This window comes from Spongiivirga citrea (genome assembly GCF_010671565.1).
In the GTDB taxonomy this organism is placed as follows: Bacteria; Bacteroidota; Bacteroidia; order Flavobacteriales; family Flavobacteriaceae; genus Spongiivirga; species Spongiivirga citrea.
The window spans coordinates 228,893-248,221 of record NZ_JAABOQ010000006.1 but is presented as its reverse complement, the minus strand read 5'-3'; the positions used below and the strand labels follow the sequence as shown (position 1 = coordinate 248,221).

The window sequence follows — 19,329 nt, the reverse complement described above, 5'->3', positions numbered from 1 at the left end:
ATGACTAGATCATTTCTTTTTGTATTTTTTTTCGTGTGTGTTCAAGCTGTTTCAGGACAATTTTTACGCGATCAAATAATTAATTTAGAAAATAAGGATAAAGATTTGTTGAGTTGGGGATATTACCTTGGTTTTAATCAATATGACTTTAAATTTAACTATGAAGAAAGTCAGACTGATGACATTCTAGTTAATAAGAGTATTGGTTTTAATGTAGGCTTGGTAGGTGAAGTTAGATTGAACGATTATTTCGATATTCGTTTTGAACCGGGATTGTATTATACACAACGCGATTTAATGTTTCCCGGTTTTGTAGAGCAGCGGGATATGTTAAGAGAAGTAAAGTCCACTTATATTCACTTTCCTCTATTACTAAAGATTAGTACGAAGCGTATTAATAATTTCAAGCCTTTTATTGTTGGCGGGTTGTCAACTTCGGTTAATCTTTCTAGTAATGAAGATAATCCAGATGATAATCGCAGTGGAAACTTTCGTATGAAAGAAAGCACATACTACTACGAGCTTGGTTTCGGAATTGATTTCTATTTATACTACTTCAAGTTTACACCCTCTATTCGCGGGGTATTCGCTTTAAATGATGAACTTGTGCCAGATGCTGATCCAAATAGTGCTTGGACTAGCGGGATTACCAAAATGGCAACAAGAGGTGTGTTTATCAATTTTACATTTGAGTAAGATTTTTTGCTAAATCTCTAACTGGTAGTTCACAAAGTTAGGCTGAGGTCTGCTTGATTGATGATATTGGATTTCTCAATCTTAATTAGAAAGCCTTCGGTCTTTATATTTGTGCAGTAGAAGGGGTACTTATAAATCATCTGCGCCAAAAGCCAAAGGCAGTAAATCGGCTAAAGAGTTCATTTTAATTACTTTCCCTGTTTCACCCATAAAAAGCATTTCAATAGGTGTTTTCTGTTTTTGCTCATATTCAGCGATGCTTTGTCGGCATGCACCGCATGAGGATACAGGTTCGTTACTAGAACCGTTGCTTGCTGCCGCTGTGATGGCAATTTTCTTAATAGGTACTCCAGGGTATTGTGAGCCAGCATAAAAAATAGCAACACGTTCGGCACATAGCCCAGAAGGGTAGGCAGCATTTTCTTGATTAGTCCCTGTAATTATTTCACCATTTTCTAGTAGAATGGCTGCTCCTACTTTGTAATTTGAATAAGGGGCATAGGCAGTATTCCGAACCTTAATTGCTAAATGCATTAGCGACGCATCACTGCCTACTAATTCATTTAAGTTATCGTATACCGTTAGGGTTGTGGTAAGCTTAACTTCTTGCATCCTTAAATGTAAGGATTATTGGTCAAAAGCCTCTCCTAAGTTAAAGGTAAGAGAGAAACGCAGCGTGTTTTCAAGTGGATTTCTAACCTGCGATGCTGAAAATAAATATGAAATATCGATATCTAAAGCATTATAGGTAAAGCCTGCTCCTAAAGTAGCGTACTTACGAGAACCTTTCTCATCACTTTCGTTAAAATATCCTGTTCGTACTGCAAATGAATCTAGGTATGTATATTCCACGCCTACAGCCCAAGTAAATTCTTTCAACTCTTCACTAAAACCTCCTGGTGCATCACCAAATGATTGAAAAATACCTTGAAAGAAACTTACATCATCATCTTGCCCTTCGATAATATTACCAGAATCATCTCTTACCGGAGGAGTTGGAACCAACAACTTATTGAATTCTGTATTAAGTGATAATACGTTGTCTTGATCAAAAATAAAATCATAGCCACCACCAATTTTCATGTTAGATGGGATAAAGTTTTCCTGTCCGCCTTCATCATAGGTCAACTTAGGTCCGATGTTCGAAAAATTAAAGCCAGCTCTCCAACGGCCGTTAAAATTAGTACTTCCGTATGCTATTTCTCTAGATTGATAAAAACCAGCAACGTCGACACCAACAGTTCCACGGCCACCAACCTCATTTCCACCTTCTTGTAGGCGTAAGTTACTGTTCAGGTATCGCCCTGCAATAGCCATTGAAAAAGATTCGCTCAACTTTAAAGAATAAGATAAATCTAGTGCTAGCTCATTTGGTTGCTGTGTACCTTGACTTACAACATCGTTTCCTACTAAACTATTAAATTCAATATCGCCCAAACTAAAATACTTGAAACTTGCGGCCCACGCGCTTTGTTCATTTATCCTATTATAAAAGGTTATGTTGCCTAAAAAAATATCGTTTACTAAATCACTTAAATAAGGAGTATAGCTAACGCCAATACCATATTGTTGTGGGGCAAAAGCGTACTTAGCAGGATTCCATTGTTGCGAATAGGCATCGGCTGATGTGCTAACACCCAGTTCACCCATACCCGCAGCTCTCGCATCTGGGGTAATCAGTAAAAACGGAACCGCTGTTGTAATAACTCTTGAATCATCCTGAGCACTTAAGTTAAACGCAGTAAGTACTATAAGTAAGGTGCAGATAAAATTTTTCATAAAATAGCCGCTGTGCAAATTAGAGCAAATATAAGTTTTAATTAAAATAATGCAAGTGCATTAAGTCCTGTTAAGTAACGTTCATTTAATAGTTATGGTATGTCGTTCGGTCGAAATATTTTAACAAGACTTTCAGAAAAAGTTTCAAAGTTGAAAAAGCAAAGTAAGAAAAGGTAGAAATAAGTTGGATTCTAGAGAGGTTTTTAAATTTTTATTAAAAAGCAAGGTAGGGTAAAAGGCTTTTCGTTTTTTATACTAGTGTCCTGTTTTTTGTTTGTTCGCAAATTCCTTGAAAAAGGTCGATTATCGAGAAAACAAACCCTACGTCGTTTGATGAAATTTTTATGACAACAACATAAAATAATATTCATAATCCTTCGTTAATATTAGGCACTAAACTTCGGAAAAGCTGATTTTTAGTAAAGTAAACATTGTAACAACTAAAAAACTTGACATTTAGCACGTTATTGCTAACTTGCGTGCTTTAAATAAAGAAGAACCAAATCTTAGTTATGAAAAAACGTATTTACAAGTCTAGCTTGTTATTGCTAATGGCTTTTACTTTTACTTTCGTGGGTTGTAAAAAATCCTCAGGGGGTAAAAACACTTCGCGTGCTACCGGATGGTCTATTAATGACAAAAATGGTGGATTCCAATACAATTCTGATTTCAAGGCACAGGAGACTGGCCCAGGATTAGTATTTATCGAAGGAGGTACTTTTACAATGGGTAAAGTACAAGATGACGTAATGCACGATTGGAACAATACTCCAAACAAGCAGCACGTAATGTCTTTCTATATGGACGAGACCGAGGTGACCAATAAAATGTACTTAGAGTACTTAGATTGGATTAAAATGGTTTTTCCAATCGAGAATCCGAACTATCGTCAAATTTATTTAGGAGCGTTACCCGATACATTAGTATGGCGTAATCGTCTTGGTTATAACGAGACAATGACTTCTAACTACTTGCGTCACCCTGCTTATGGAGAGTATCCAGTAGTTGGTGTAAATTGGGTACAAGCAGCTCAATTTAGTAAGTGGAGAACTGATCGTGTAAACGAGTATGTCTTAGAGCGAGAAGGTTATATTGCACAGGACACTAAGATTGCCGGCGTAGATGCCAACAGTACATTCAGCACAGAAACCTACCTGAATGCTCCAGATATGGCTTATGGCGGTAAAATTGATTCTGTACAAGGAAAACAAAAAGGATCTAAAGATAGCACGAATGTATATGCACGTCGTAGTTCTGGTCTTATTTTACCGGAATACCGTTTGCCAACTGAGGCGGAATGGGAATATGCTGCAATTGCACTTGTAGGTGTAAGAGAGTACAACAACTATAGAGGTAGAAAGAAATATCCTTGGGATGGTGATTATACTAGAACTGCAAAACGCCAAATAAAAGGTGATCAGCTTGCTAACTTTAAGCAAGGTAAAGGTGACTATGGCGGAATTGCAGGATGGTCGGATGATGGTGGAGATATTACCGTAGCTGTTAAAACATATGCGCCGAATGATTTTGGTTTATATGATATGGCGGGTAATGTTGCTGAGTGGGTTGCCGATGTATATCGGCCAATAGTTGATGATGAAGCAAATGACTTTAACTACTATCGCGGTAATATTTATACCAAAAATCAAATTGATGAAGAAGGTAAAGTAGTCGTGATCAATCCTGATGCGATTGTATACGATACGCTTCCAAATGGACGTATTGTAGCAAGAAACCTACCTGGTGAAATTTCAACAGTTGCAGTCGATGATAAGGACACGTATTTAAGAACTAACTTTGATAGCTCAGATAATAGAGACTATCGTGATGGTGATACAAAATCGACTCGTCAATTTTTTGAACAATTTGATGAGATTGATGAAGAAGGTGAAGACGCGAGTAATGATAAAATGTACAACTCACCAAAGCATAAAGTTGAGGTTGATGAAGAAGGTAATTTAATAAGAGAATATGATGACTCTGACAAGCGTACCTCATTAATCAATAACGAGACACGTGTTTATAAAGGTGGTTCATGGAGAGATAGAGCATATTGGTTAGACCCAGCGCAACGTCGTTACTTACCACAATATATGGCTACAGACTATATTGGATTTAGATGTGCTATGTCTCGAGTTGGTGACAAGTCACAAGAAAAACAAAAAAGAGCAAGACATTAATCTCTTTTTATATTATAACAGAAAGCCTTTCTTATCGAAAGGCTTTTTTGTTTTCTAGCAGAATTATAAGTTTGCTATATGACAATCGAACGACTACATCACATTTTTTTAGATTCAACCGGTGTTAGTACTGACACACGTAACATTGAAAAAGGACAATTATTTTTTGCATTAAAAGGAGATAATTTCAATGGAAATGCTTTTGCTGAACAGGCCTTAACCGACGGAGCTGCCTACTGCGTGATTGATGAAGAAAAGTATAACACTAACTCAAGTTTTACTCTCGTTGATGATGTATTAACAGCACTTCAAAAACTGGCGACCTATCATCGTGAGTTTTTAAAGATCCCGATTTTGGCACTTACGGGAAGCAATGGAAAAACCACAACGAAAGAGTTAATCGCTGTAGTCTTATCACAGAAATTCAACGTTACTAGCACTAAGGGCAATTTGAACAATCATATTGGTGTACCGTTGACTTTGCTATCAATGAATAAAGAAACGGAATTCGGCGTTGTAGAAATGGGCGCAAATCACCAGAAAGAAATTGAGTTTTTATGTGAAATTGCCAAGCCTGATTATGGCTACATCACTAATTTTGGCAAAGCCCATTTAGAAGGTTTCGGAGGATTTGAAGGCGTGATCAAAGGAAAAAGTGAGCTACTTCATTATATAAATGAAAACGGAAAAGATTTTTTCTATAATGCTGATGATGCATTAATGAGTGAAAAAGTAATTGCTCAAAATACATTTTCATTTTCTGAAAAAAAGGGTGCTAATTGCATGGTGAAAATGAAAGAAGCTAATCCTTTAGTACAAATTACTTTTGATGGTATTGATATTAATAGTCACTTAATAGGCAGTTATAACTTTACAAATATCGCCGCGGCAATAGCAATAGGCCAGTATTTTAAAGTAGACACACCTGCAATAAAAAATGCAATTGAAAATTACATTCCCTCTAATAACCGATCTCAGCTCATTAAAAAAGGAAATAATACTGTAATACTGGATGCTTACAATGCCAACCCCACGAGCATGAAGGCGGCCTTAGATAATCTTTCAAATCTAAAAGAAATCAAGAAATTGGCAATTTTAGGTGATATGTTCGAGGTAGGTGAAACTAGCGCTCAAGAACATCAGGCGATTCATGATCTGAGCAGTTCATTAAATTTTGATCAGGTGTATTTAGTAGGAAATGCTTTTGCTGCAGTTAAATCTGCAAACAATGACATCCATATATTTAGTGATTTTGATGCGCTAAAAGATTCATTTGTCAAACCTGATAATGCAACTATTTTGATTAAAGGGTCTAGGGGAATGAAGTTAGAGCGGGTTTTGGAGTTACTTTAGCTTATTTCGTATTACCTCAATAAGGTAAAGTGCCCAGTAAACTCGCGGTTATCAAAATCTTTAAGTCTAATTACATACCAATAATCACCAGAAGGTAGTGGCTTCGAATTACGTTCGTAACGACCATCCCATTTTTCGTTTTGAGCTAATTTTTTAATAAGGCGTCCGTAACGGTCATAAATTTCCGATTGAATATTTGGGAAGGACACTTGGTTAATTGGTGCCCAGTAGTCATTTTGACCATCGCCATTTGGACTAAAAAAGTTGGGTATCTCTACATCAATAAACAAATAGTCTATTTGATCGATTGCCTCGCAGCCATTGGTGTCTACTACTCGTACTTCGTAAATTCCGTTTTCTGGTACGATAATTACATTGTCATCACCTACATCTTCTCCATTAACATAATACGTATATGGCGGTACTCCGCCCGCTGCCATTGCTGTAAGCACATTATTTCCCGTTTCAACTAGACTTACAGATACTGGGTCGGCTGTAATTATCGAAAAGTCTACCATTCGCTCACAACCATTTCTGTGTAGCACGCGAATTTGATGATCACCTTCTGATAATTGTGTAAAGACATTTGAATCTCTTAAACTACCACCATCTAAACTAAACATAACATCATTTAACGGAATGGAGCCTACATCTACTTCAACCTCATTCATTAAATTGGTACCTGTACATTCATACCGTATTTCGGGCATAGGATCTAACGGAATACCAACACCAAGGTCAACCGTTACAACTTGTGGACAGTTTTGCGAATCGAGAACATGTATTTCGTAGGTTTGGTCTCCTCTTAAATCCCTAAACTCAAACTGATTTTCTATATAGCTAGTTAGATCGGTTGGGTCTAAGGTTGTGAAATAAGGAGGTGTACCCCCTTGAAGTTGAATACGTATTATTCCATCATCATCACCCAGACAACTTTCAGGTACCGTGCTAAATGTACTGACTATAGCAGCAGGTTCTGTGATTGTTCTTGTATAAGTAATATAACACCCAACCGAATCCTGGATAATTATCTCATAAGTCCCAGCTTCTAGATCATCAAATCTGAAAACATTGGTTCCAGGAATTTCTTCATCAAAAAACTCATTTAATCTATTGCTAATGGCAAATTGAATTGGACCCGTTCCTCCAGAAGCTTCTACTATGATGCTTCCGTTCATTCCGCCAGGGCAATTTACATTGGTGATTCTAGGATCTTCCGCCTGTAAAGGAACAGGATCTACTACTGGTATATTTGCAGTTCTTTCAAAACAACCTCGACTTTCTGCTTGAATAAAATAATTACCTGCTCCTAGATTTCTAAAAATCCCAGAGTCCTGTGGTCCGACTAAAGGGGCATCCACAGATGGATCTGCTCCAGCAGCAAATAAGCGATAACGATAGTCACCAGAACCGCCATTGGCTTCTGCCCTAATAATTGCCGTGGCTTCTCCAGCACATTTTAAGTTGGCATTGGTTTCATCTGGGATGATATTGAGTGCAGGAACTGGATCAACCCGAACCTGATTGGTAATTACTGACGGACAAGAGGCGGCGCCCACTTCACGAATTAAATATCGATATTCTCCTTGAGGCTGTGGTACCATGGTTGTCGAAACTCCAGGTCCCATCGCTGTCCATATACCAGTTAACGGATCGTCGGTACTTATTAAATACTCATACTCTGCACCGGGATCAGGATTAGTTACATTGATCTCTAATTCGGCCGGATCGATGCACGATAAAGCAGTAGCTTCACGAAGTAGTACTAAAGGCGGTTCTGGGTCTTGAACAGCAAATGGCTGAGTTACATGTTCACACTCCCATCCATCTCTAATAATAATGGAATAATTTCCCGCGGGTAAGTTGCTAAATTCTGAACTTGCTTGTGGGCCTGTGGTTTGGATTACGGTATTGGTTGCATCCAATTGATTCAATCTAAAAATATATGAGCCTTCGCCCCCTGCTAGTGTAGCATCAACCTGAATAGCTGCATCATTATCACCTGGACAGAATAGACCATTTACTAGTTCGATTTCGCCAATAATTGGTGCGGGTTCACTTAAGATAATCGTATTTGTAAACGTACAATTCTCTGCATCTCGAACAGTAATTTGATGAATTCCTGCTGAAAGATCAGTTAAAATTCGGTTTGCGTCAAATGCTTGTTCAGTGACTCCGGTAGTGGTGTTAATCACTTCAAATTCATAATCTCCCCAACCGCCTGCAGGCTCAAGGACGATAACACCTTTGTCATTACTACAGGTAACATTTGCTGTTTCTTGCGCAGTAAAGTCCAATGCCTCATCTGGTTTTGGAATAGTTTCATTGTTTGACCGTGCTGGACAAAATGGAGTTGCCGTAGCTACTACTTCAATATAAATATTTGCTCCTGGTAAGCTGCCAACTACTGTAGCACCGGTTGCGGTATCTCCAGAACCAGTTATTCCCGTTGTAGTTCCATTGTCTAAGAACACCTCGTAATCATATGTTCCTGTATATCCTGTTACTGTTAGTTCTACAGTTCCTGTACTGTCGGCTGTAGTATTTGGCGCAGTGAAACAAACCGAAGTCGGATTCGCAATACTAGCTTCAATCGTATCATAAGGGTCTACAGTGACGATTTGAGAGAAATATCTACAACCACCACCAAGTTCATCTTCTACAGCAAATAAGTAATCTCCAGGAATGCTGATATTGAAGTTTGCGCTCGTTGTACCAGCGGGAGTATCTTGTGTTGTTAACGGATTTAAAGGATCGATAGGTGTTAAGTAAAAAATGAAGTCGCCTCCACCTCCAGAAGCCACATTAATATTAACAACTGCCGGATTAGGGTTAAGCGGATCATTACTACATGTTATTCCGTTGGTAACATTAGTTTGAATGTCAAGTACATTTGGCGGGTCAATGGTGATATCTGGAATTGCTGTTGAGATACAACCATTAGCATCGCGTGCAACTATCGTAAAGGTTTGTGATAAGCCGTTATCAACTATTTCAAAGATATTACTGTTTTGAAAGTTTGTGCCACCGTCAATACTATAGCTATAAGGACTTGTTCCCGTATTATCTAAAGGATTGGTGCTTTGAGATCCATTAGGGAATACTGTTATTTCAGCCGTACTAAAACTATTATTTAATGGGTCGCAAGTAAAGTCAGTGTTTGATGCTGATATAATGAACGCATCAGGTTCAACAATAGTATCTGAACTTACGGCATCGCATCCTTGATTAGAAACTACTCGAACGGTATACGTATCTGGATCAAGATCTTCGAAAACATTAGATGTTTGATTAGCTTCTTCGGCTGGATAAGGTCCCCCTAGCGGAATATTCCCACGATATAAAATGTAGGTAAACGGATCAGCACCAACACCAATAGAAGCTCCATCTAACTCAACAGTAAAAGTACCGTCATCAGCGCCGTTACAGCTTATGTCAGTTTTATTTAAACTAGTGATGACAGGAATTGTTCTAGGATCAAGGTCTACGGAAGTGGAAGCCGGACATGTTGTATCAGTGTCGACTACATCAATCGTGTAATTTCCTGGGCCTAAATTGGTAAAAACATTATTGCCAGATTGTAGGACAGGAGGATTTATCCCATCATTAAGCGTAAAATCTAAGTTGGCTAATCCAGAACTTTGTTGAATATTAACCGTGATTTCACCATCATTGTTGTTACATGTAGGTAATGTGCTAAATTCAGCTGTAATTCTTAGTACGGGGCTCAATGTAAAGTCCTCAGGTGAAACGCAGCCCTTCCCATCTCTAACAATAGCAGTATAATCTCCTGGACTAATTCCAGTAAAAAAGGGACTGTTCGTGTAGGTTATTGACGTACTTGGTAGTCCTTGAGGAATAATCGCATAAGTAACAGGAGCAGTCAAAGACGCCAATACGATTGGATCTATGCGAATTTCTACATCGTATGTATTGTTTATTGGGCTACATTGATTAATAATTGTAATGTCATCTACAACTGGTTGCGGATCGATGGCAATGGTGATATCGATTTTAGTTTCACAACCGTTGCTATCTCGAACCCAAGCATCCCAATTCAAGGAGCTTGCCGGATCTAAGTCAATTTCATTATTCGTAGCTGCGTAATCTCCTGGAACTGGGGTATCATCTGTTGTATCTCCTGGGGTAAGGTCGGGTACAAAATGGTATTCATAACCTGTGCCTGATCCGCCTGTTCCTTGAATCACCACTTGAGCATCGAACGTACAACCAGCATTTATGTTGGTTAATTGGTTAAGTTGTAATGGTGGGTTTGCTGTTATGCTAAAAGTATCCGAGGCGCCGCAACGAGTTGAAGTAGGATCAGTCTCCTCAACTAATATTTGATAATTACCAACTGGTAAATTGTTAAGGTAAGGAGCTGGAGTAAAGGTAAATGGTGCAGTTCCAACACCAGTTCCTACAGGAACGGCAATGGCATTGGCTGCAGAAACAATGACGTTTGTATCGGTATTAAGTACAGTAATAGTTAGTTCATTTCCTGTGTAATCATTGACAGTGAAATTTAAAGTTCCTGTTGTATCACCCTCACATACTGGAGTGGCAGAGGGAGCTGCAACTATATTTAGATCATTAGGCTCTGGAATGACGATTTCTTGAAAATAACGACATCCAGTTCCTAAATCTAATATCTCAACTAAATACGTTCCAGAGCCTGTAACAATACCGGCAAAGCTATGATTTCGTTCACAAGCTCCACCACTTGGAGCTGGTAATGCATTTGGATTTCCTAAAGGACCGCCTGCCAGACCAATTTCAAAACAACCCGTACCTCCAACGATTTGAACTTCATAGGCAGTTCCGGTGTTGGTACAATCTATATTTGGTGGTGGGGTATATGTAAGTGTTACATCGGCTGGATCATTTATAATATCTGGAATTGTAGTAAATGTACAACCATTAGAATCTGTCACTACCACAAAATAAGATCCGAAATCAACCGAGAAAGTTTCTGGTCCAGCTGAAGGACCTAAGGTAGTTCCTGTTGAGTTTCCTGTAAGTGCATCGAACAACTCAAAAGTATAAGGCCCAACACCATTGGTTGCAGTTACCTCAATACTACCTTGGTTAATAGTTCCTCCGCTGCATGTTTCATCTAAACTGGTGGTACTAGCATTTAAAGCTGGAGTAGTATTAATGGTTACAGCAAATGTCGACTCACAGTTTTTAGAATCTCGTATTGTATAGGTGTAATTTCCAGCCGCCAATCCTGGATATAACGATTGACCGGTAAATGGTGTTGGAGGATTAATACCGTCATCTAGACTGTATTCAAAGGGCCCAGCACCACTTGTAGGGTCAGGTATTATTTCTATGGAGCCATTATCCAATCCGCAACTTGCATCTATTACTGCCGGGGGCAATTCTAAAATAGTAGGAAGAGGATCGATAATAACTTCATTACTTCTTGTTGTACAGCCATTGGCATCGGTAATCACAAACTCATAAGTTCCTGGGTTGACTGTAGAATAGTTGGTATTTGATCCTGTGGCTGGGATATTTGCTATAGAAGCTGAATTGAAAAAGACTTCAATATTTCCATATGGCGCGTAACCACGGCGTGCATTGATTCGAATTTCTGCGGGAGTCGGACTTGATGCAGGACATTGTAAATCCGCAGTAATAAATGCCACTACACTTAACGGTCTTTCAATATCGATTGTCACATCATCGGTACACCCATTAGCATCAATAACTTCAATGGTATAGGTTCCAGGATTTAATCCTGTAAAGTTTGGCGATGCCTGAGGGGTATCACTATTGATACTGTACTCAAAAGGAGCAGTTCCAGTTCCTGTTTGTACTTCAACAGTAATAGATGCTCCTGTAGCAGTTGTAAAACAAAGGTCAGTAGCTGGAGTAATATTGTTAAGAACTGGCAAATCAACTGGAGTTAATGTAAATCGTTGTTCAACAATACAACCATTAGCATCTTGTACCTCTAAGATATATTCTCCACTTTGAGAAAGATTTCCAAAACTTCTGTTATTCCTAAAATTGCCAGAACCCGGAATTGTGGTCGCATCAGGCTGTGTAAGTCGATATTGGTAACTACCCCAGCCATCCACACCTTGTCCAATGACACGTCCGCGGTTATTATTTCCGCAATCCATAGCATCGACGTCAATAGTTAAGCCTAAGGCTGCAGCAGGTGCTTGTACCGTGACCGTTGCGTCATTAGTACATGAAGTATCATCATCGGTTACTTGAATGGTGTATGTGCCGGCTGGCAAGCCAGTGAAGTCTAAAGAAGTATCGGTCTGTCCATTTAAATTGATGGGAGTTGGTGTATTGATGGTGTAACTATATGTATTTTCAAATCCGCTTACCGAAAATCGGATAGCACCTTGACTTTCTCCTAAACACTGAACATTTTGAACAAGTTGTCCGCTTGTTGTGATTGAGCTAATATCTGTAATGGCAAAGCTTTCCTGGTAATCACAACCGCTGTCGTTATCAGTTACTTGAAAAGTATAACTGCCTAATGAAAGGTTATCGAAACGAACAGTTGGTGTGGTTTGACTTGGCGCGACATTAGACGGGGCCGTAATTTCATAGGTTAAATTGGTGCCTCCACCAGTTGACGTTACTTCAACATTGACAGTACCTGCTACACAGTCTACACTTACTATATTAAATAAAAGATCATTAGGTTCATTAGGTGCTGTTACATCCAATTGTGCAAGCACTAAAACACAGCCATTACTATCTCGAATTCTCGGATTATAAGAACCAGGACTTACGTTGGTAAAGATCGGATTTGTCACAAAACCGCTACCAAGATCATAAAAGTAAGGTGCCTGACCACCAATTACTCCAGTAAACGAAACCGTTGCTCCAGTTGTACAAGTAGCTTCAACATCAATCTGTCGATCGCCGACTAAACTTGTGGCGGAATTTACCGCTTCTGTTTGCACAATATCGCAAACAAAAGTTCCTGTTTGGTATCGAATAACGAGATTGTAATTATTAGGAGCTAGGTTAGAGAAATTACCCGAATTTTGAAAAGTGGCACCACCATCAATACTAAAATTTATCTGATAACCTCGGCTGTTGGTAACAGTTATTAAAATTTGACCATCATCAGCACCTGCACAATTACTATCAAATTTATCAACAGTGATTTCGGGAGGAAGAATATCAGGAACATTATAGGTAATTACTTTTTCGCAATTATTAGCATCTCTTACTAAAATAGTTTGATCTCCTGGTGTTGTAGCATCTAGTATGTTACTTGTTTGTAGTGTTCCACCATTAATTGAAAATTGATATGGACCGGTTCCGCCAGTTGCATTCGCAGTAATGGGTACAGTGGTGGTGCCACAACCAAAACTTTCTGTGGCAAACGCAGTAAGATCTAAAGTTGATAAAGATGAAATATCTATAGTTTCTGAATATGCACAACCATCATCTGTGGTTACTAGTACCTCATAGGTGCCACCATTTAAATTATTAAAAGTGTAGTTGTTATCTGTTGAAGGTCCAAACGTGTCAATTACTGTGCCAGCTAATGATAAAGAATAATTATAAAACTCAGGAACGTCGTTTATCTCAATTGCAATGGCACCAAATTCGCCAGTGCATTCGATATCAGTGGGCGTAATATCCACATCAATGTCTAATTCTTCTATGATTATTTCTTGAGTCGGAAATATACAAGCCGTAGGGCCTGCATTTTCTTGACGTACATATATTGTATAAGTACCAGCAGTTGTAATATCAAAAATAGGAGATTGTTGATAGGTTCCATTGGGATCATTTAAGCTGTATTCATAATCTTCAGGAATATTAGTAACTTCTATTTGTGCGTCATTACCGCAAACCATATCAGTTTTAATCGTTTGAGGATCAAGGGGGTTGCTATTTACCTTAAAATAGTAACGCTCTAGTACACCATTGGTAATAATAATCAATTGATATTCACCAGGATCAGTGATCGTAAAGTCTGGGCCAGTGGCTATATCATTCCAGGTACAAGTTACATTAGTATTTGGGCAATCATCAATAGTTTGACCTGCACAACTTGTCGGGTCTAACAATTGCCAAGAAATGGTCGACCCTGTAATACCAGTATTGATTTCTCTTGAATCTCCAGTACCACATAAAAAGAAACGCGCTAAGGGGAGTCCGTTATTGGGACAAGTCACAATATTATCTGCAACGGCTATAAGGGGATTAGGCATTACCACAGCGGCAGATTCTGCCTTCTGAAGCGATTTTTTTTTGGCTGTTGTTAATGAAATGGTTTCTTTAACATTTTCCTGCTCAAAAAAGGGTATAAAAGCACTATTCGATAATTTATTTGCGGCAAAGAGGGCCGAAATAAATACCGAAAATATGATAATTACAAATACGTTTTTTTTGGTGAAACGCATTCTTAGGTTAAGTTTAGTTGGATTGTCCATTGGGGGGGACGCACCATTGGGTTTTTGGCTGTTACTCTAATCGTAATATTAATCAAAAACCTTCGAAATCACGACTTGGGTACAAAATATTCGATGAAATGCACAAAAAATGTTAAAATTGAAAGTTTTAACCTACAAATAATGTTAAAATATGTCGTTAATCTATTAAATTGAATTTAAGGGAGTTACATTTTTTGCCTTAAATAGGGCCTATATTAAAGGAAAAACGCATAAAAATATCGAAGATTCATGCGTTTTTTGTGGTGTTTAAGTGGTTATTCTGTTGTTTTTAAGCGTTTTATATTGTCGTTATATACACGATCTATTAATAAATGCCTTGGATCGATTGCTGCCTTCGCCGGAATGGTATCTACCTCAAAACGAACATTCATTTTTGGTTGATCGATTCTAATTCTTTTTTCGAATAATAACTTCTTTTCAGCGTCATCGGCATATACACCTACATCAATCCAATCTTTAGTGGCTACTTTTCGTTCGTTGCCAATACTATCGGCTTTTATCTTAAACGATTCAATTTGAAGTGACACCTCATATTTACCATTCGATTTTTTGCTATAAGATGCTTCTTTCAATCTATTGTCGAATAGGGTAATTTCTTTAAAGAGATCTGTAATAAGATAATTTAAAGAATCCGGAACTACCTTTTTAAGATGCCTTAAATAATCTAAGGAAGTAGGATATGGATCACTTTTATAGCGATATTCGGCCAAGAAATTGCGGAGTGATCTATTCACTTTTTCTTCACCTATATAGTCTTGCAACGCATACAACACGACACTACCTTTTCCGTAGTGAATATAACCTTGATTTTCCACTTTGTACAACGGTAATTCTTTTTCTGTTTCGCCAGTACGACCTCTTAAATATCGATCATGATCATATTTTAAAAACTCGCGCATCTTCATAGGAGTTTTAGAAATACCTTTCATAGTCATTAAAGAGGAATATTCAGCAAAACTTTCACTTAGCATTGTTCCGCCTTGCATATTTGCTCCTAACAATTGATGTGCCCAATACTGATGCCCCATTTCATGAGCAATTACAGCATCTACAACATTGTTTTCGGTTTCGTTTTCTAGATCAATCACAAAGCCAATGGCTTCGGAATATGGCATGGTACCCGGAAATGCCTGGGCGAATGATGCATATCTTGGGAATTCGATAATGCGACACTGTTTATGATAATAAGGACCGAAATTTTTAGTATAGTATTCCAAGCTACGCTGCACAGCATCTAACATTCGTTCTACATTCTCAGGATGCTTTTCGTCGTAATAGACCTCTATATCAATTCCATTCCATTTTCTAGAAGCAATTTTGAAGTCAGCAGAGATGAATGAATAAAAATTCAGGGAAGCTTGATCTAATTTGTAATGATAGTAACTACGGCCATCCTTTTTCCACTTTTTAATGAGCGAACCAGGAGCTATAGCAACTTGATCGCTAGTAGTAGATATCACACTTTCTACATTTATGTAATCACCTGTACCATCGGTAATGTAGTTTTTGCGAAGTAAGGTGGTATCTTGAATAGATAGTGCTGGTGTCCTGTCTTTGGGAGGCAAGCCATACTTCTTTCGAGTATTCTTATCAGAAATTTCACCTCCTTTTTGATAGCCAAAACTTGGTAATATTTCACCATTATTTAAGAATGTACCATTATTAACAATACTAGCGCTACCTCGAGTGTTTTTAAAACCTTTGGTCGTATAGCTGTTCTTAATTTCAATAGCCAGCGATTGTTCTGGTTGTAATGGGCTTTCTAGTTTGTAAATGACATAGCCAAACTCTTCATCATATAGTACTTTCGTTGAATTAGGTATAAGCAACTCAGTCTCCCAGTCATCATCCAAGATAAAATGAAGTGAGTCTATCGCAACCTCATTTTCATTAGTAAGTACCAATTTTGCATTAACCTTTGCGTTTCTCTCTTTAGGGAAAATATCGATATTGTACTTAGCATCGGTGATTTTAGGCATCGGGATGCCATCATATTTTTTATAGGTCTTCTCGTATTTTACAGCAAGCTCTTCACGAACATCGCTAGTGCGGTAGGTGTTTAATACTTGCGTATTGTAATATACATATGAGCCTACAGTAATAAATGCGGCTAAACTTAATGCGAAACCAGCAATTATTGGTTTAGAAATGTTCTTTTTGGCATGTTTTATCTTATCAAAAAGCCCGGTCAGTAAACCTCTATTCCAAAGTATACCTGCTAGAAATAGGCATACTAATGAGAACAACATCCAATATAAATTAAACCAAATAGCACCTTTTAGTCCTGGTCCAAACGAATTCATATCAGAGTAGCGTATAGAGGGGCCTCCAAATACCAATAACATATTGCTTTCGACATCAATAATCGAAAAAACAATTCTAGTACCATAAACCAACAGTAGGCCAATAAAATAACCTACATATCTATTGTTCAGCAGTACTTGAACAAAAATCATAATACCGGACATTACCATATATAGTGGGAAATTACCATATAGAAAATCAAGGAAATAAACGTCAAATTCAACCCTGGTAAATCCATTTAACAGCTGATATAAAGCCGAAAAGAATATAAGAACAATGTGGATGATTGATGCAATGCCAACTAAGGAAATGGCCTTGGCAGCTAGCGATGTAAATGAGGTGTGGGGTGTGGCATCGATTACCTCGTTTATCTTGCTACCGCGGTCGCGCCAGACTAATTCGCCACTAAAAAACACGACAATAATAGTTACAAATATTTCAGCATTCTCATTAATTAAATCCAACATTTTATAGGTAAGTGGGTACGATTTCAAACCAAAATATTCAAACCCAGCAACAAAATCACCAATAATAATAATGACACTAAAAAGTGATAAAATTTTAAACGGAACACTTTTTACAATGCTTAAAAAGTTAACAGCGAAAAAGCTTTTAAACTGCAGCCACTCAGTTTTTGCACTAAAAGACGAAGTTGCTTTAGGTAAACTAAATGCTGTAATTGGTTTTACAACTTTGGCTTCGACCGTCTTTTTTACTTTTTTAGATTTCTCTTTAAATGAGAAACTGAAATAGGATAACAGTAAAATAATAGTTCCAATCCCGACCCAGAGCAATCGGTTATACAAAAGTAAACCACTAAAACCAGGACTTAAGGTATTTCGTTCTACCGATGTATAATATTTGGTAGTGATATCGTATGTGCTGATAGCGAATATATCGGTCAAACCGGCAATGGTTTCATTTTCAATATCTGAAGTTAAACTTCCTGCAAGCGCATATACAACTACAATGATTAATGAACCCACAAATGAGATAACGGTACTCTTGAATTTTTTAGCAAGTCCGTAGATAATTGCACCGGCAAAAAACATATTGGGCAGTATAAACAAGAAATAGTTGTTGATAAACATTTCCGCAGTAAATGAAGTGTAGCGTTCTGCATCTACCCAGCCAGCGACAGGAGCCACATAGGTGCCAATAATCATTCCTAAAAAAATTCCGAGCATAGGCACAGTTCCTAAAATAAGTGCCCCGAAAAATCGACCGAAAAAGTACCCAGCCTTACCTAAGGGTGTGGTAAAGAGAATTTCGTTAAAGTTGTGATTATGCTCACGCAATGCAGCATAGTTAAAAAACGCCGTGGCCATTAGTAACCCAAAAAGCGTCATTATAGAAGTATATTGTCCTAAGGTGTATGGAGAATTCCTATAAACATTACCCACAGCTCCGCCAATAGTGACATTATCACTAGCGGTTGCTCCAAAAACGAGAAGACCAATAATTAATAAAAATATATACACCATTGGTTGTCGCAACGAATAGCGTAGTTCGCCAAAAAAGAAAGTCTTAAACATAATAAATGGTGGTTAGTGGTTAAACAAGTGTGTTTGCAGTGTTTATTTTCGAGAAGAACACATCTTCAAGATTTGGCCGTACTTGTTCAAATCCGTTTCCAGGATCTGTTTCACTTAAAATGTGAATAACAGGCTGACCTCCCACCATTTTATTGGATATAATTGAGTAGTTAACGGCATATTCTTCTAAAGAATCTCTAGAAACAATTTTTTGATATACCATTCCTTTTAGTTCATCAAGTGATTCTTGAGGTGCACCTTGATACACGATTTGCCCTTGATCCATTATCGCCATTTTGGTACATAATTCGCGCACATCATCAACGATATGCGTAGAAAGTATGACTATAACTTCTTTACCAACATCAGCAAGTAAGTTGTAAAAACGATTGCGCTCACTAGGGTCTAGTCCGGCAGTAGGTTCATCTACTATAATAAGCTTTGGGTTCCCAATTAAAGCTTGGGCAATACCTACTCGCTGTTTCATTCCACCAGAAAAGCCTTTTACACTCTTATTTCTTTTATCATAAAGATTTACCTTATCGAGCAAATATTTTACCATTTCTTTTCGCTCTTTACCATTGGTGAAACCTTTTAAAATAGCAAGGTGATTTAGCAGTTGCTCTGCAGATATTCTTGGGTAGACCCCAAATTCCTGAGGTAAGTAACCAAGTACTTTTCGTAGTTCTTCAGGTTGAGTGAAAATATTAATATCATCTAAGGTGACTGAGCCTGTATCCGCATCCTGTAGGGTAGCAATAGTTCTCATTAAAGAGGACTTCCCAGCGCCATTCGGGCCAAGTAGTCCGAACATGCCGTTTTCGAGTTCTATGCTTACATTATCAAGTGCTTTTACACCGTTAGGATAAGTTTTTGAAAGATTGTTGATACTTAAATGGCTCATAGGATTGTTTTAATTAGTTGGAAATATGACGATCCAAAATACATTAAGTTACAATACCTGTCATCTTATTGTTTTGTTAAAGTAAGTAATGCCCTGACGTGCATTGGTTTTGCTAGGGAAATAAAATTTTT

Annotated in this window: 8 protein-coding genes; 3 read left to right on the top strand and 5 right to left on the bottom strand. The window is 37.9% G+C overall.

What is annotated here, in order from left to right:
• Positions 1–696, top strand: a complete 696-nt coding sequence (porT, locus tag GWK10_RS15720; protein ID WP_164033345.1) for a type IX secretion/gliding motility protein PorT/SprT — start codon at positions 1–3, stop codon at positions 694–696.
• Between the two features lie 129 nt (positions 697–825).
• Here the strand turns inward: porT and cdd are convergent, their stop codons facing one another.
• Together cdd and porV are read right to left on the bottom strand one after the other, a co-directional pair.
• Positions 826–1,308, bottom strand: coding sequence for a cytidine deaminase (gene cdd / locus GWK10_RS15715; RefSeq protein WP_164033344.1), 483 nt, complete (start codon positions 1,306–1,308; stop codon positions 826–828).
• 15 nt (positions 1,309–1,323) lie between these two features.
• A complete protein-coding gene (gene porV, locus GWK10_RS15710; protein WP_164033343.1) occupies positions 1,324–2,475 on the bottom strand; it encodes a type IX secretion system outer membrane channel protein PorV in 1,152 nt (383 codons plus the stop codon).
• 512 nt (positions 2,476–2,987) lie between these two features.
• Between porV and gldJ the strand changes: the two genes are divergently transcribed.
• Together gldJ and GWK10_RS15700 are read left to right on the top strand one after the other, a co-directional pair.
• Positions 2,988–4,655, top strand: coding sequence for a gliding motility lipoprotein GldJ (gene gldJ, locus GWK10_RS15705; protein ID WP_164033342.1), 1,668 nt, complete (start codon positions 2,988–2,990; stop codon positions 4,653–4,655).
• A 78-nt stretch (positions 4,656–4,733) separates the two neighbouring features.
• Positions 4,734–6,008 (top strand): UDP-N-acetylmuramoyl-tripeptide--D-alanyl-D-alanine ligase, encoded by a 1,275-nt coding sequence (locus GWK10_RS15700; RefSeq protein ID WP_164033341.1) that lies wholly within the window; start codon positions 4,734–4,736, stop codon positions 6,006–6,008.
• A gap of 11 nt (positions 6,009–6,019) precedes the next feature.
• Here the strand turns inward: GWK10_RS15700 and GWK10_RS15695 are convergent, their stop codons facing one another.
• The 3 genes from GWK10_RS15695 to GWK10_RS15685 all read right to left on the bottom strand — a co-directional run bounded on the left by GWK10_RS15695 (position 6,020) and on the right by GWK10_RS15685 (position 19,198).
• On the bottom strand, positions 6,020–14,404 hold the full coding sequence (locus GWK10_RS15695) for a T9SS type B sorting domain-containing protein (protein WP_164033340.1): 8,385 nt from the start codon (positions 14,402–14,404) through the stop codon (positions 6,020–6,022).
• A 305-nt stretch (positions 14,405–14,709) separates the two neighbouring features.
• Positions 14,710–18,294: a M1 family aminopeptidase gene (locus GWK10_RS15690; protein WP_164033339.1), complete on the bottom strand. Its 3,585-nt coding sequence runs from the start codon at positions 18,292–18,294 to the stop codon at positions 14,710–14,712.
• Positions 18,295–18,313: 19 nt separating this feature from the next.
• Positions 18,314–19,198 (bottom strand): ABC transporter ATP-binding protein, encoded by an 885-nt coding sequence (locus GWK10_RS15685; protein WP_164033338.1) that lies wholly within the window; start codon positions 19,196–19,198, stop codon positions 18,314–18,316.
• Positions 19,199–19,329 lie beyond the last annotated feature (131 nt).